This is a genomic window from Micromonospora sp. NPDC057141, from assembly GCF_042670805.1.
GTDB lineage: Bacteria > Actinomycetota > Actinomycetes > Mycobacteriales > Micromonosporaceae > Micromonospora.
On record NZ_JBHUVA010000003.1, the window covers coordinates 202,740 to 215,239 of the forward strand.

The 12,500-nt window shown below is 73.7% G+C and carries 11 protein-coding genes and 1 pseudogene; 4 read left to right on the forward strand and 8 right to left on the reverse strand.

Annotated elements, in window-relative coordinates; translation table 11 throughout:
- Positions 1-7: 7 nt before the first annotated feature.
- The gene (locus ACFT41_RS04325; protein ID WP_377581341.1) at positions 8-2,227 is read right to left on the reverse strand and encodes a tetratricopeptide repeat protein; all 2,220 of its coding nucleotides are present in this window, start codon (positions 2,225-2,227) and stop codon (positions 8-10) included.
- Positions 2,227-3,009 (reverse strand): hypothetical protein, encoded by a 783-nt coding sequence (locus ACFT41_RS04330; protein WP_377581350.1) that lies wholly within the window; start codon positions 3,007-3,009, stop codon positions 2,227-2,229. The genes ACFT41_RS04325 and ACFT41_RS04330 overlap by 1 nt, the downstream gene beginning before the upstream one ends.
- Positions 3,010-3,062: 53 nt before the next feature.
- On the opposite strand from ACFT41_RS04330, the gene ACFT41_RS04335 reads away from it, so the two are divergent.
- Complete coding sequence (locus tag ACFT41_RS04335) at positions 3,063-3,332, forward strand: hypothetical protein (RefSeq protein ID WP_377581348.1); 270 nt, start codon at positions 3,063-3,065, stop codon at positions 3,330-3,332.
- 71 nt (positions 3,333-3,403) lie between these two features.
- Here the strand turns inward: ACFT41_RS04335 and ACFT41_RS04340 are convergent.
- Positions 3,404-3,886: pseudogene (locus ACFT41_RS04340) on the reverse strand (trypsin-like serine peptidase); the annotation flags it as partial.
- A 322-nt stretch (positions 3,887-4,208) separates the two neighbouring features.
- On the opposite strand from ACFT41_RS04340, the gene ACFT41_RS04345 reads away from it, so the two are divergent.
- A complete protein-coding gene (locus ACFT41_RS04345) occupies positions 4,209-5,156 on the forward strand; it encodes an alpha/beta fold hydrolase (protein ID WP_377581160.1) in 948 nt (315 codons plus the stop codon).
- Between the two features lie 112 nt (positions 5,157-5,268).
- Here ACFT41_RS04345 and ACFT41_RS04350 read toward each other — a convergent pair whose 3' ends face one another.
- Positions 5,269-6,501, reverse strand: a complete 1,233-nt coding sequence (locus ACFT41_RS04350) for a PucR family transcriptional regulator (RefSeq protein ID WP_377581157.1) — start codon at positions 6,499-6,501, stop codon at positions 5,269-5,271.
- Between the two features lie 85 nt (positions 6,502-6,586).
- Between ACFT41_RS04350 and ACFT41_RS04355 the strand changes: the two genes are divergently transcribed.
- Positions 6,587-7,678: a ferredoxin reductase gene (locus ACFT41_RS04355; protein WP_377581155.1), complete on the forward strand. Its 1,092-nt coding sequence runs from the start codon at positions 6,587-6,589 to the stop codon at positions 7,676-7,678.
- A gap of 14 nt (positions 7,679-7,692) precedes the next feature.
- Complete coding sequence (locus ACFT41_RS04360; RefSeq protein WP_377581152.1) at positions 7,693-8,856, forward strand: fatty acid desaturase family protein; 1,164 nt, start codon at positions 7,693-7,695, stop codon at positions 8,854-8,856.
- Positions 8,857-8,882: 26 nt separating this feature from the next.
- Here the strand turns inward: ACFT41_RS04360 and ACFT41_RS04365 are convergent, their stop codons facing one another.
- The 4 genes from ACFT41_RS04365 to ACFT41_RS04380 form a co-directional block, all read right to left on the reverse strand.
- Positions 8,883-9,731, reverse strand: coding sequence for a hypothetical protein (locus tag ACFT41_RS04365; protein WP_377581149.1), 849 nt, complete (start codon positions 9,729-9,731; stop codon positions 8,883-8,885).
- A 109-nt stretch (positions 9,732-9,840) separates the two neighbouring features.
- Positions 9,841-10,020, reverse strand: a complete 180-nt coding sequence (locus tag ACFT41_RS04370; RefSeq protein ID WP_377581147.1) for a hypothetical protein — start codon at positions 10,018-10,020, stop codon at positions 9,841-9,843.
- A 566-nt stretch (positions 10,021-10,586) separates the two neighbouring features.
- Positions 10,587-11,243 carry a response regulator gene (locus tag ACFT41_RS04375; RefSeq protein ID WP_377581144.1) on the reverse strand — a complete coding sequence of 219 codons (657 nt, stop codon included), beginning with the start codon at positions 11,241-11,243 and terminating at the stop codon, positions 10,587-10,589.
- Positions 11,240-12,373, reverse strand: coding sequence for a sensor histidine kinase (locus tag ACFT41_RS04380; protein ID WP_377581141.1), 1,134 nt, complete (start codon positions 12,371-12,373; stop codon positions 11,240-11,242). The genes ACFT41_RS04375 and ACFT41_RS04380 overlap by 4 nt, the downstream gene beginning before the upstream one ends.
- Between the last annotated feature and the right edge of the window lie 127 nt (positions 12,374-12,500).

A 12,500-nucleotide genomic window follows, 5' to 3' on the forward strand; every position in this document is an offset into this window, starting at 1 on the left:
TCGCTCCTCACCATGATCGCAGGAAGGTCAGCGGCCGGACCGCGTTCGCCCGGTCGACGAGGACACCGTGGTCGTTGGCCGTGCGCGCCTGCCGGGCCAGGTCGCGCAGGGAACTCTCCACCAGCCGTCGCAGGGACCGCTCCGACGGCGCGTCGCCCAGCGTCTCGCCGCCGGCCAGGCCGCCGGCGCCGTGGACTCCGACGCGGTCCAGGGCGGCCTGCCGGATCACCGCGGTCATCCGGTCGCGGGCCTCCCCGTGCCGGGCGCCCCCGTCCAGCCGCAGCCGGCCGAGGCGGCGCACCGCCTCGTTGAGGTGCTCCGCGCCGGGCGGATCGTCGCCGAGCCGGGTGGCCAGCACCCGCACGGCCGCGACCTGGGCGGCGTCGTAGTGCCGGGAGACGCGGGGGACGCCGTCGAGGAACCGCACCGCCGCCTCCCGGTCGCCGTCGGCCAGCCGCAGCCGGGCCAGCCCGAACGCGGCGCTGGCGGCCGAGCGGTCCCGGCGCCACACCGCCCGGTAGTAGCGGGTCGCCTCGCCAGCGTCGCCCCGCTGCTCCGCGCAGTAGCCGAGCGCCAGCTTCGGGGCCACCTCGCCCGGCAGTTCCCCGTACGCCCGGTCGAACCGCTCGGTGGCCCCGCCCGCGTCGGACCGGGCGAGCGCCAGCAGGCCGTGGTGCCAGACCAGCCGCCAGTCGGCCGCCGCGTCCTCGCCCAGCAGCCCGGCGGCGACGGCCAGCGCCTCCTGGGCCGGGCCCGGTCGGGCCAGCTCCAGGTGCGCCCGGCAGCGGGACAGCTGGAGCTCGACCGAGTCCGCCTCGAACGCCGCGAGCCGGGCCAGCAGGCTGCGGGGGTCGAGGGCACCGATCAGGTGCAGGGCGGCGGTGGCGGGGTCGCCGGCCGCAGGGCGGGGCACCGGCAGGCCGGTGGCCACCGATGCCGGCGCCGGGCGGCCGTGGTGCGGCACCTCGGCGGCGGACGGGTCGGTCCAGGCCGCCAGCCCCGGCACCGCGCCGAGCCCCGCGTCGAGCAGCGCCGCCGTGGGGGCGAACACGGTGGACGGCTCCTGGGTGCGGTCGGCCGGGGGAGCCGGCAACAGCTCCCGCAGCACGCCCTTGAGCTGCTCGGACATCTCGGAGGCGGACGCGAAGCGGCGGCGCCACTCGGGGTGGGTGGCGCGGGCGACCAGCCGCCCGAAGGACTCCGCCCCGAGGTCGGGATCGCGGTCGGTGGTGCCGAGCGGGGGCCTGCTCAGCTCCCGCAGCATGACGCCGACCGCGTAGAGGTCGGACCGCACGGTGAACCCGTGCGCGGCCAGCTCTGCCGGGCTCACCCCGTAGGTTTCGGTGCGTACCTTCGGGCTGTGCCGGTCCTCGGCGCGGCGCACCCCGCCGAGGTCGATGAGCTTGACCCGGTCGGCGGTGCGGATGACGTTGCCCGGGTGCAGGTCGGTGTAGAGCAGCCCCTTGCCGTGCAGGTAGTCCAGCGCGGTCAGGATCTCGTGACCGTACGCGAGGATCTCCACCAGCGGCAGCGTGACCGCCGGCCGGGCCGGGTCGGCGGCGGCCTGCCGCAGCTCGTGCAGCGCCATCCCCTCCAGGTATTCCATCACGATGTAGCTGGTCTGCCCGCCGAAGAGCCGGTCCTGGGCGCTGACGAAGTTGAAGATCCGCACGATGTTCGGATGGTCCAGGGTGGTCAGGAACTGCCGTTCCGAGACCTCGATCGCGAGGGCATCCGGTTCGGTCTTGTTGATCAGCCGCTTCAGGGCCATGGGTTTGCGGTCCAGGTGGACGTCCTCGGCGAGGTAGACCTGCCCCAGGCCGCCCCGGGCCAGGTATCCGACCACCTCGTACTGGCCGGCCACCAGGTCGCCGGGCGCGAGGGCGGAGACGAACGCGAAGGGCGTCCCGCAGCGGAAGCAGTAGCCGTGGTCGAGCCGCTCCGCCCCACCCCGGCCGACCTGCTCCCCGCAGGCGGGGTTGGCGCAGAACCGCTCGTGCTCGGGCACGGTCAGGCCGGCCGTCGCGCGCCGGTGGCCGGCGAAGTTGCGCACCGGCAGGGACACCAGGCCGGCCACCGGCCACGTCTCGTCGCCGACCGGTGCCCCGGCCGTCGGCGTCGAGGCCCGGGGCACCGACCGCGCGGGTCGGGCCGCGAGGCCGCAGACCTCGCAGAAGCCGTCGGCGTCGACGGCGCCGGGACAGCCCGGGGTACGCGCACAGCGCATCAGGACGGCGCCCCTTCCCGCCGGTCGCCGAGGGCACGGCGGACCGCCTCGGCGTAGGCGTGCACGGCGTCGGTGGCGTCGGTGAGGTCGCACGGGCCGGCCCAGAGCAGGTCGTGGGCCCGTCGGTAGGAACGCCCGAGGCCCCGGTGCTCGGTCAACCCGCCGGCCACGGCGCGCGCCCGGTGCGCGTCCAGCAGCCCCCGCAGCTGCTGGTGCACGGTAGCCCGCGTGGTCAGCTCGCGCCGTAGCGCCGCCACCTCGTGCAGGGCCCGGTCGGTGCCCTGCTCCATGGTGGCCAGGTGCTCCAGCAACGGGCCGGGGTCGGGCTCCCGGGCGGCGGCCAGCAGCGTGGTGAGCCGGATCCGCAGCCGGGTGGCCCGCGGCTTCGCCGGTGGCAGCCCGCTCACGCGCGCCCCGAGCCGGCGGTGCTGCTCGCGGGTCAGGCGCTCGGCCTCGCGCAGCCCGGCGATCCGCCGGGCCAGCAGCGCGAGCCGCAGACCGACCGCGGGACTGCGGAAGCCCACCAGGACCCGCAGGTCGCGTTCGGCGGCGCGGTCGACGATCGGACCGACGACGTCGGCGACCAGCGCCTTTGGGTCGGTCGACTCGTCCACGCCGTCGATCAGCAGCGACCGGGGCGCCGCGTCGCCGAGCACGTCGCCCACCACGGCCTCCGCCGAAGGCCCGGCCGTGCCGACGAAGCCCAGGATCCGCTCGGCCAACTCCCGGGGCGGCTTGCCGGAGGCGTCCAGCGCCAGGTCGATGCTCCCCAGCGGCGGCACCGACGGCTCCCGCTCGTCGCCGGCCGGCCCGGCCGACGGCGGCCGGAGCTGCCATGGACAGCACCACGGCCCGGCGCACCGTGGCCGAGGCCGTCGACGTGGGCGGACCGGTGACGACCACCAGGACGTTCTCCGGTGAGCGGCGGGCGAAGAAGTCGGCCGTCCGCCGGGCGACCTCGCCGTCCTCCCGGCCGCGGCTCATCGACGTCAGTTCCCGGTCGACGGAGGAGTCGCCGACCACCCACGTCTGGAGCAGGGGCAGGTGGTTCAGCAGCGTCTCCACGGGGATCAGGTACGACCGGCCGGCGGTGGGGTCGCTGTAGTAGGAGACGACCATGCCCACCACGTGGCCGGTCTCGTTGTCGACCGCCGCCGCGCCGCTGAACCCGCTACGCACCCAGAGCCCGGGGCTCACCGGGCTCGGATTCATCTGCATCCACTCGTTGCCCGGGCCCGCCCCGCCGTACAGGACGGCGTGGACGGTCTCGCCGTCGCTGAACTCCTTCGGGAACCCGAAGGCGTAGATGTGCTTCTCCCACAGTGGCAGCCGTCGCAGCTCGGCACCCGGGCGGCCGGGGACCGGATCGGACAGTTCGAGCAGGGCGATGTCGCCCTGGCGGTTCTCGCCCGCCGGCACCCATCCGCCGGCCGCCACCCGGGCGGACCGGGCGGGTAGCTGGGGCAGGCGGACCAGGTCGACGTGGACCAGGCCGGCGGGCGGGGCGGCTCCCGCTTTCGTGCGGCCGGCCGCGCGGTCGATGACGTGGGCGCAGGTGAGGACGTGCCGGTCGCCCAGCAGCGTCCCGCTGCCGAGGATCAGACCGCTGGCGCCACGGATACGGGCCACCCATGGCTGACGGCCGTGATTCTCCCTCACCTGTGCATGGTATTCGCAGACGCTTTCGACAGCGGGGCGCGGAATTGACCTCTGTAAGAAAGACGACTCGGCCGCGAAACACGGAAGAGACGGCAGCCGGCCCCATTCGGGAATTGTCTGTCCTGCGATTCCCAGGGCCCGCGCGGCCGCCTCCGGTCGGTTACCCTCTTCCCGGTGACGGTGACCACGGGGGCGCCGGCCGCACCCGCCCCGCCGGGGCCGGCGGGGTCACGGTCGCCGGCCCCGCGGGGGAGGTCACCCGATCGGGTGACCTCCCGCAGTACCGTCTTCCGGCCGGCCCATCGCTGTCAGAATCGGCCGCATGTCCAGCACCGGGGAGATGATCACGCTCAGGGACGGCCGCCGGGTGGTGGTGCACCGCTGCGGTGTGGACACCGGCCGGCGGGTGGTGGTGTTCTGCCACCCGGCCCCGGGCTCCGGTGCCTTCGACCCCGACCCGGCGGCCACGCGCCTCGCCGGGGTCACCCTCCTCGCCCCCGACCGGCCCGGCTACGGCGGCTCCGACCCGGCCGCCGACTGGGCCGACGTGCCGGCCGCGGCCGACGACCTCGCCGAGCTGATCGACCAGCGTGGCCTCGGGCGGGTGGCCGTCGCGGGCTGGTCGGCCGGCGGCCGGGTCGCGCTCGCCCTCGCGGCCCGCCGGCCCGACCTGGTGCGCCGGGTGGCCGTGCTGGCCACCCCCGCCCCCGACGAGGAGGTCCCCTGGCTCGACCCGGGGCAGCGGGACATGGTCGCGGCGCTGCGCGACCGGCCGGTCGCCGACGCCCGCGCCGAGTTGGACGCCGCGATGGCAGGCCTGGTGCCACCCGATCCCCGGGACCCGGCGGCACTGCGGTTGCTCGGCGCGACACCGGCCGACCAGGCCGCGCTGGCCGATCCCGGCACCGCGACGCGGATCGGCGACATGCTGGCCGAGGCGTTCGCCCAGGGTGCGCGGGGGATGGTGGACGACATCGCCGGCTACTCGCTGCGCCCGTGGGGCTTCACGCCCGACCAGGTGCGGGCGGCCACCCTGCTGCTCTACGGGGCCGACGACGCCCTCGCCGGCCCTGAGCACGGCCGCTGGTGGCGCGACGCGCTGCCCGACGCCCGGCTGGAGGTCGTGCCGGACGCCGGCCACCTGCTGGTGACGCAGTCCTGGCGCAGGGCCCTCGACCACCTGGTCGGCCCGCCGGCACGGGCCACCTCCGCCCGGGAGGCGGTCGCGTTCATCCTCCGCGCATCCGGTCCGCCGCGCCCGGTGCGCTAGGCCCGTTCCGCAGCCCCGCAGCCCCGCAGCCCGCCTCGGCCGCCCGGCCCGCCGCGCGGCCCGGGCCCACAGCCTGCCCCGGATCCGTGGCGCGGCGACCCGCCGGCCCGTCTCAGTCGCGTTCCTGGGGTGCCGGCAGCACCGCCAGGGCGAGCGTCAGGTCCAGCACGGTCTGCGGGTCGAGCAGCCGGTCGCCGTACAGCTCCCGCACCTGCGCCATCCGGTAGCGCACCGTCTGCGGGTGCACGAACAGGGCCGCCGCCACGTCGTCGCGGCGGCCCTGGTGCAGCAGCCAGGCCCGCAGCGTCTCGGCGAGCCGGTGGGCGGTGGCCGGCGGCAGCGCGGCGAAAGGCTCCAGCACCTGCGCGCGCAGGTCGGCCAGGGCCTCCGGGTCCGTGCTGAGCAGCAGCCGTGCCAGGTGCCGCTCGGTGTCCAGCGGCGCGTCGGCGTCGGCGCGGGGCAGCCCGAGCAGCAGCGCGCGGGCGGCGCGCTCGTACGACCCGGCCACCCGGTGCCACGGCCGGGCCGGCCCCAACACCGCCCGGTGCCCGCGCAGCACGCGGGCCAGCTGCCGCCGCCGGCCGCCGTGGGCGTCGGGCACCAGCAGCACGGCCAGCTCCTCCGCCGGCTCCGTCCCCGGCATGTCCTCCCCGCTCTCCAGCGTCTGCGGGCTCAGCGCGGTCAGCACCGTGCGCAGGCCGCTGCGGGGCAGCAGCACGACGGTCAGCGTCTGCGGCGGGGGCCAGTCCGCCCGCTCGGCGCTGCGGCGCAGCACGTCCTCGGCCTCACCGGCCAGCAACTGCTGGGTGAGCCGCTCCAGGTAGCGCTGCCGGGCCCGGCCGACGCTGGCCAGCTCGTCGGCGTGCCCTGCCACGCTGGCGGCGGAGAGTTCGTCGATGTAGGCGAACATCAGCTCGGCGAACTCGGCGACCGTCGTCGCCGCGAGCCCGGCGCGTACGGTGGCGGTGGAAACCTCCCGCCAGGCCACCCGTGCCCCCACCCGGTACGCCGCCAGCAGCGCGTCCATGCTGCGGCCGGAGCGGGCCTCGCCGCTGCCGAGGGCGTACGCGGCCTCCAGCGCCGGGGCCAGCGGGGTGCTCGGGTCCGCCGCCGCCTGGGGCCGCCCGACGAGCTGGAGGAAGGTGCCCAACGCGATGCGTACCGCGTTTTCGATCTTGGCCCGCATCTGCCCGGTGAGGGTGCCCGAGTAGGCCGGGACCTCGGCCGTGATCGCGGTGACCGTGCGCTCGGCGACCACCGGCAGCACCGCGAGCAACCGGGCGGCCGTCGGCGCGTCCAGTTCGAGGTGGGCAACGCGGCGGCTGGTCCCGGACTCTTCCGGCATCGTTGTCCTCCCGGAACAAAACCGTGCGGCGCTTTCATCTCTCTTGGCCAAGATGTTATGCGATCGTGTCCGCCACCCTGGTCCTATGACCACCACCGTCCCGCGTCCGTCCGGCCACCGCACCGTCCGGGACAGGCTGTTCCGGCTCGCCGAGACGGTCACCACGCCGCTGCTGCCCGACGACTACCTCGACCTGGTCGCGCCGCTGCGCTCCGGTGCCGCCCTGCGCGGGCGGATCCTCGACGTCCGACCGGAGACCCGGGATGCGGCGACGGTGACCATCCGGCCCGGCCGAGGCTGGCGCGGGCACACCCCCGGGCAGTACGTCCGCCTCGGCGTGGACGTCGACGGGGTCCGCCAGTGGCGGGCCTACTCCCTCACCTCCGCCCCCGGCCGCCGCGACGGCCTGATCACGGTCACCGTGAAAGCGATCCCGGACGGCCGGGTCAGCAACCACCTGGTCCGCCGGGCCCGGCCCGGCACCCTCGTCCAGCTCGACCAGGCCCAGGGCGAATTCGTCGCGCCCGCGACCGCGCCGCAGAAGGTCCTCTTCGTGACCGCCGGCAGCGGCATCACCCCGGTCATGGGGATGCTGCGCGCCGGCGTGCCCGCCTCGGCGGACGTCGTGCTGGTGCACTCCGCGCCCACCCCCGACGACGTGATCTTCGCCGCAGAGCTGCGCGGGCTCGCCGCCCGGGGCGCGATCCGCCTCGTCGAGCGGCACACCGACACCGGCGGCGTGCTCGGCGTGGCCGAGCTGGCCGACCTGGTGCCCGACCACCTCGACCGGCAGACCTGGGCGTGCGGCCCGGTCGGCCTGCTCGACGCGGTCGAGGCCCACTGGGCCGCCCACGGGGCGGCCGACCGGCTGCACACCGAGCGGTTTCGGCCCACGGTGATCTCCCCGGGCGCCGGCGGTGACGTCACCTTCACCCGCGCCGGGGTCACCGTCTCCGCCGACGGCGGCACCGCCCTGCTCGACGCGGGGGAGGACGCCGGGGTGCTCATGCCGTCCGGGTGCCGGATGGGCATCTGCTTCGGCTGCGTGGTGCCGCTGCGCCAGGGCGCGGTCCGGGACCTGCGCAACGGGGAGATCACCACCGCCGTCCCCGGCGACGGCGTACTCATCCAGACCTGCGTGTCGGCGGCGGCCGGTACCTGCGACATCGACCTCTGACAGGAGAACCGGACGTGACCGCGATCCAGAACAAGGCCCACAACCCGATCGCCCACCTCACCGCCGCCGACATCGAGGCGCTGGGCCGGGAGCTCGACGCCATCCGCGACCGGGTGCTCGCCAGCCGAGGGGAGGCCGACGCCGCGTACATCCGCAAGGTGATCTCCACCCAGCGCCGGCTGGAGCTGGGCAGCCGGGCGGTGCTGCTGTTCTCGCTGTTCCCGCCGGCCTGGGTCGTCGGCACCGCCGGCCTTGCGGTGGCCAAGATCCTGGAGAACATGGAGATCGGCCACAACGTCCTGCACGGCCAGTACGACTTCATGCGCGACCCGAAGATCCACTCGACGACCTGGGAGTGGGACCACGTCTCCCCGGCCGAGCAGTGGAAGCACTCGCACAACCAGCTGCACCACACGTACACCAACGTGCTCGGCAAGGACAACGACCTCGGGTACGGCATCATGCGCGTCGACGAGGACCAGCGGTGGCACCCGATCCACCTCGGCCAGCCGCTGTGGAACCTGATCAACGCCTGCTTCTTCGAGTACGGCATCGCCGCGTACGACCTGGAGCTGGGCCGCAACCTGCGCAAGGGCCGGCACAAGGCCCCCGAGTTCCGGGCCCGCGCCCGCGCGGTCGGCCGCAAGATCCGTCGCCAGTTCCTCAAGGACTACGTCATCCACCCGCTGCTGTCCGGGCCCTCGTTCCTCAGCACCCTCGCGGCCACCTTCACCGCGAACCTGATCCGCAACCTGTGGAGCCACTCGGTGATCATGTGCGGGCACTTCCCGGAGGGGGTGGAGACGTTCGAGAAGACCTCCATCGAGGGGGAGACCCGGGGCGAGTGGTACCTGCGGCAGATGCTCGGCTCGGCCAACATCAGCGGCAGCCGGCTGCTGCACATCATGACCGGCAACCTGTCGTTCCAGATCGAGCACCACCTCTTCCCCGACCTGCCGAGCTGCCGCTACTCCGAGGTCGCCCCCGAGGTGCGGGCGCTGTTCGCCAAGTACGGGCTGACGTACACCACCGGGGCGCTGCCGAAGCAGGTCGCCTCCGCCTGGTGGAAGGTCATCCGGCTCTCCCTGCCCAACCGTGCCACCGAGGCCCCCGCTCCCGCAGCGCCGGCCGCCGAGCCGGAGGCGCGGACGGACGCCCTGGCGACCTCCTCGGCCTGACGTGCTCCGCGCCCTGGCGGTGGTGCCTAGCCGGCGTGCTCCCGCATCCGGCGGTAGTGGTCCCACAGCTCGACGTACGGGATCTGCTGGTTCGTCGCCCGGGCGCGGGACCACTCGCCGGCCCAGTGCATCAGCAGGCTCGGCGTGCGCGACCCGACCACCCGACCGTCCCGCACGGCCAGCGACGGGTCGCCGGCCCAGCGTTCCAGTGGGATCCGCCACGACCCGGTGGCCATCGCGATGGTCAGCAGACTGCCGTACTCACGCCCCGCCGTCACGATGAGATAGTTCAGCAGCGGCTGCTCGTAGCAGGACAGCTCCATGTGCTCGGCGAGCGCCAGGGCCGCAGGGAGTCGCGCCTCGACCGCCGGCGGTGCCAGGCTCCCCTTGCGGGAGACCAGGAAACCGGTGTTGGCGGCGTACGAGATCTGCCGCTGGTTGAGGGCCCCGGCAGCGTACACCGAGTCCTTCCACACCCACCTGCGGATGTCCGGCAGGTCCGAGTGGGACGTGAGGAAGTCGAAACGGTCCAGCAGCCGGAAGGTGAAGCCGATGTCGCTGAGGACCACCGTGTCGGTGTCGATGTAGACGAACTCGTCGAAGGGTCCGTCCCAGATCGCCAGCTTGCGGTACTGCCCGACGGTGTGGCCGTGGAACCTGCGACCGATGTCGTCACACCAGCTCAGCCTGGCCTGGTCGCGCCAGATCGAGAAGTCGTATTCCCCTGCGAGCCGGGCGATTTCCTCGACGTCGTCGCCGAACGGCACGAGGCACAACGGAATCGACGGGTTGTGGGCCCGGAAGCTGTTCAGGAACGCGATCGCGAGATCCAGGATGGCGTCGTTGGCGACGAAATACGCGCCCCGGTTGGACACGTCGCGGCTCCCTTACGGACACGGTGGTCGCACATCGTGATGATGTTAGATCACCGCGTCACGGCAGGACAAGCGATCGCACCGGAGGTCCGGCCGCCCTCGGCGGCGCTCAGCGTCTTGCCGAGTGCCGGTGCTGCACCGCCTGCCGGCCCTTGACGAACGCGAACACGATGACCGCGAGCAGCGCGATCACCCCGATGATCACCAGCCACCGGACCGCTTCGAGGAGCAGTCCGAGCAGGATGAGCGCGCCGCCGACGACACCGACGACCCAGAGCAAGGCCCGCATGTCCACCTCCCGATGACCGGACGGTCCCGTTGGCCGGGCGTCCGCCGCGTGCGCGGCCCAGACGCCATTCCCGCTTCGGCCGTCACCATGCCCGCAGACACCATGCCCGCCGGCCTGGTGTCGCCGGCCGGTGTCGCCGGCTACCCGGAATGCGGGCCAGTGCTCCGGCCTTCAGGCCGGGGGTGAAGGCCTGTGCTGGGAGTGCCGCCAAGGCCCGAGCAGTGTCTTAATTGCGCCGGACGGTTCTGCTGCTCGATGTACTGCTTCACGACATGATCAGCCGGGGTCGAGGCCATCGCCCAGCAGGTTAAAGATCAAGCTAGCGCGTCTGCGGGACGTCGGAGCCGTGACGGGTCGGCCGCCGCCGACACGGTGGTCGATCCTTCGGGGCACCGAGCACCGTGACACACGACCGGGACACCGCAGGGCGCAACCTGTGTAGGAAGGGGACGTCCGACGGTGCGCCCGAAGCCAGCGGATGCCCACTCGACCCGCCCGAGGTGAGTCCCTCGCCTTATCCGGCCACCCGGCGCTCCTGCTTCCGCGATCGAGTGTGTGGGCGCCGATCAGGTGTCGACGCGGCGTGTCTCGTAGGCCCACACGACGATCTCGACGCGGTTGCGGGCGTTGAGCTTGCGCATCAGGGCGGCGATGTGGGTCTTGACGGTGCTGAGGCTGATGGACAGCTCATCGCCGATCTCGCTGTTGGTCCGCCCGCGAGCGGCAGCCAGCAGGACCTGTTCCTCGCGAGCGGTCAGTGGCTCGACAGGCTCAGGTGGCACCGAGCGCGAGCGGCTGTTCGCGAAGGAGGACAGGAGCCTCGCGGTGATGTTCGGTGCGATCAGGGCGTCGCCGCGGGCGGCGGCATGGATGGCCTGGGTGAGCATCTCGGCGCCGGCGTCTTTGAGGAGGAAGCCCCGGGCGCCTGCCTTCAGCGCGCCGTAGACGTACTCGTCGAGGTCGAAAGTGGTGATGACGACGACGGCCAGAGGATCGGCGACGTCGGCCCCGGCGAGCTGGCGGGTGGCTTCGATCCCGTCGACCTCGGGCATGCGGATGTCCAGCAGGCACACATCGGGACGCAGCGAACGAGCCATGGCGATCGCCCGGCGGCCGTCGGCGGCCTCGCCGACGACGGTGATGCCCGGTTGGGCGTCCAGGATCATGCAGAGCCCTGCCCTGACGATGTCCTGGTCGTCAGCGACCAGCACGCGGATGGTCATGACGCGCGCGCTATCCGAGGCAGCGAGGCGTCGACGCTCCAGCCGCCGTTCGGGTCAGGTCCCGCCCGGAGGGTGCCGCCGAGCAGGCTCGCCCGCTCGGCCATGCCGCGCAGCCCGTAGCCGACGTGCGGGGACCTGGTCGTACTCGCCTCGCCGTCATCGCGCACTCGCAGGTGCACCTGGCTGCGGGATGCGGTGACGTCGACGGTGACGTGGGTGGCGCCGGAGGCGTGGCGGGTCGCGTTGGTGACCGCCTCGGCGGCGATCAGGTAGAGGGCGGTGCTGACTGCTGGCTCAACGGCCTCGACGTCACCGGAGACCTGCACGCGGACGCCCAGCACCTCGCCGCCGGGACGAGCGAGTCGTTCGACGTCCACCACCCCTCGCCGGGGGGCGAGATCGGCGTCCGTTCCGTCGCGCAGCACGCCCACGAGGGCTCGCATCTCCTTGAGCGTCCGGGACGCCTCTTCCTCGATGGTGACCAGGGTGGCCAGCGCGCGCTTCGGATCTGCGGCGGACAGCGCGCGACCTGCCTGTGCCTGGACGGCGATGGCCAAGACGCGGTGGCCGACCGTGTCGTGCAGCTCGCGGGCGAGTTCGTTGCGCTGGTGAAGCCGCACCTGCTCGATGTCGCGGTCGTGGCTTCTGGTGCGGTAGCGCACTGCCGCGCCGAGCGCGGCCGAGAACAGGAAGAAGCCGTAACCGGCGACCTTCTCCGCGGGTGAGGTCGGTTCCGCGATGAGGGTGACGGGTAGCCAGATGAGGATGATGCCGAGTCCGAGGGCAGCCTCGCGACCTGCCCCCCAGCGCAGCAGGGCGTAGGGCAACACAAGCAGCCCTGCGATGCCCAGCAGACCGGTGGCATCAATGACCGCGATCCTCGCGATGTCGAACACGAGAACGGCTCCGAAGGCAACGGTGACTGCGGCCAGCGGCCGCGTGCGTCGCCACAGCAGGCACGCCGCGACCACGACGCTGACACCGACCAGCAGCGGCGCCCATGCCCTGTCGTCGCGCAGCAATACCTCGACGAGCGAGATCGCAACAAGAGCCGAGGACAGCGCCCAGTCCCGCCAGACCCGCACCGGCGGGCGTGCGGGGCGAGGCTCAGCCCAGATCCCAGCAAGCATGCTCCCCCCTCCCGGACAACGTAAGGGGGCCGCCGCTCGGGCGGATCAGCCTAAAGTACTGCGGATGTCCCGTGCCTGCGGCCGGGACAGCTCGAGCCCGCAAGCGGAGGTGGCGCCCGTCAACGCT

Bases quoted from the DNA above. Each gene is read 5' to 3' on its own strand.
- ACFT41_RS04335 (WP_377581348.1), top strand. From the start codon at position 3,063: ATGGACAGCACCACGGCCCGGCGCACCGTGGCCGAGGCCGTCGACGTG.
- ACFT41_RS04325 (WP_377581341.1), bottom strand. From the start codon at position 2,227: ATGCGCTGTGCGCGTACCCCGGGCTGTCCCGGCGCCGTCGACGCCGAC.
- ACFT41_RS04345 (WP_377581160.1), top strand. From the start codon at position 4,209: ATGTCCAGCACCGGGGAGATGATCACGCTCAGGGACGGCCGCCGGGTG.
- ACFT41_RS04375 (WP_377581144.1), bottom strand. From the start codon at position 11,243: ATGACCATCCGCGTGCTGGTCGCTGACGACCAGGACATCGTCAGGGCA.
- ACFT41_RS04355 (WP_377581155.1), top strand. From the start codon at position 6,587: ATGACCACCACCGTCCCGCGTCCGTCCGGCCACCGCACCGTCCGGGAC.
- ACFT41_RS04370 (WP_377581147.1), bottom strand. From the start codon at position 10,020: ATGCGGGCCTTGCTCTGGGTCGTCGGTGTCGTCGGCGGCGCGCTCATC.
- ACFT41_RS04380 (WP_377581141.1), bottom strand. From the start codon at position 12,373: ATGCTTGCTGGGATCTGGGCTGAGCCTCGCCCCGCACGCCCGCCGGTG.
- ACFT41_RS04350 (WP_377581157.1), bottom strand. From the start codon at position 6,501: ATGCCGGAAGAGTCCGGGACCAGCCGCCGCGTTGCCCACCTCGAACTG.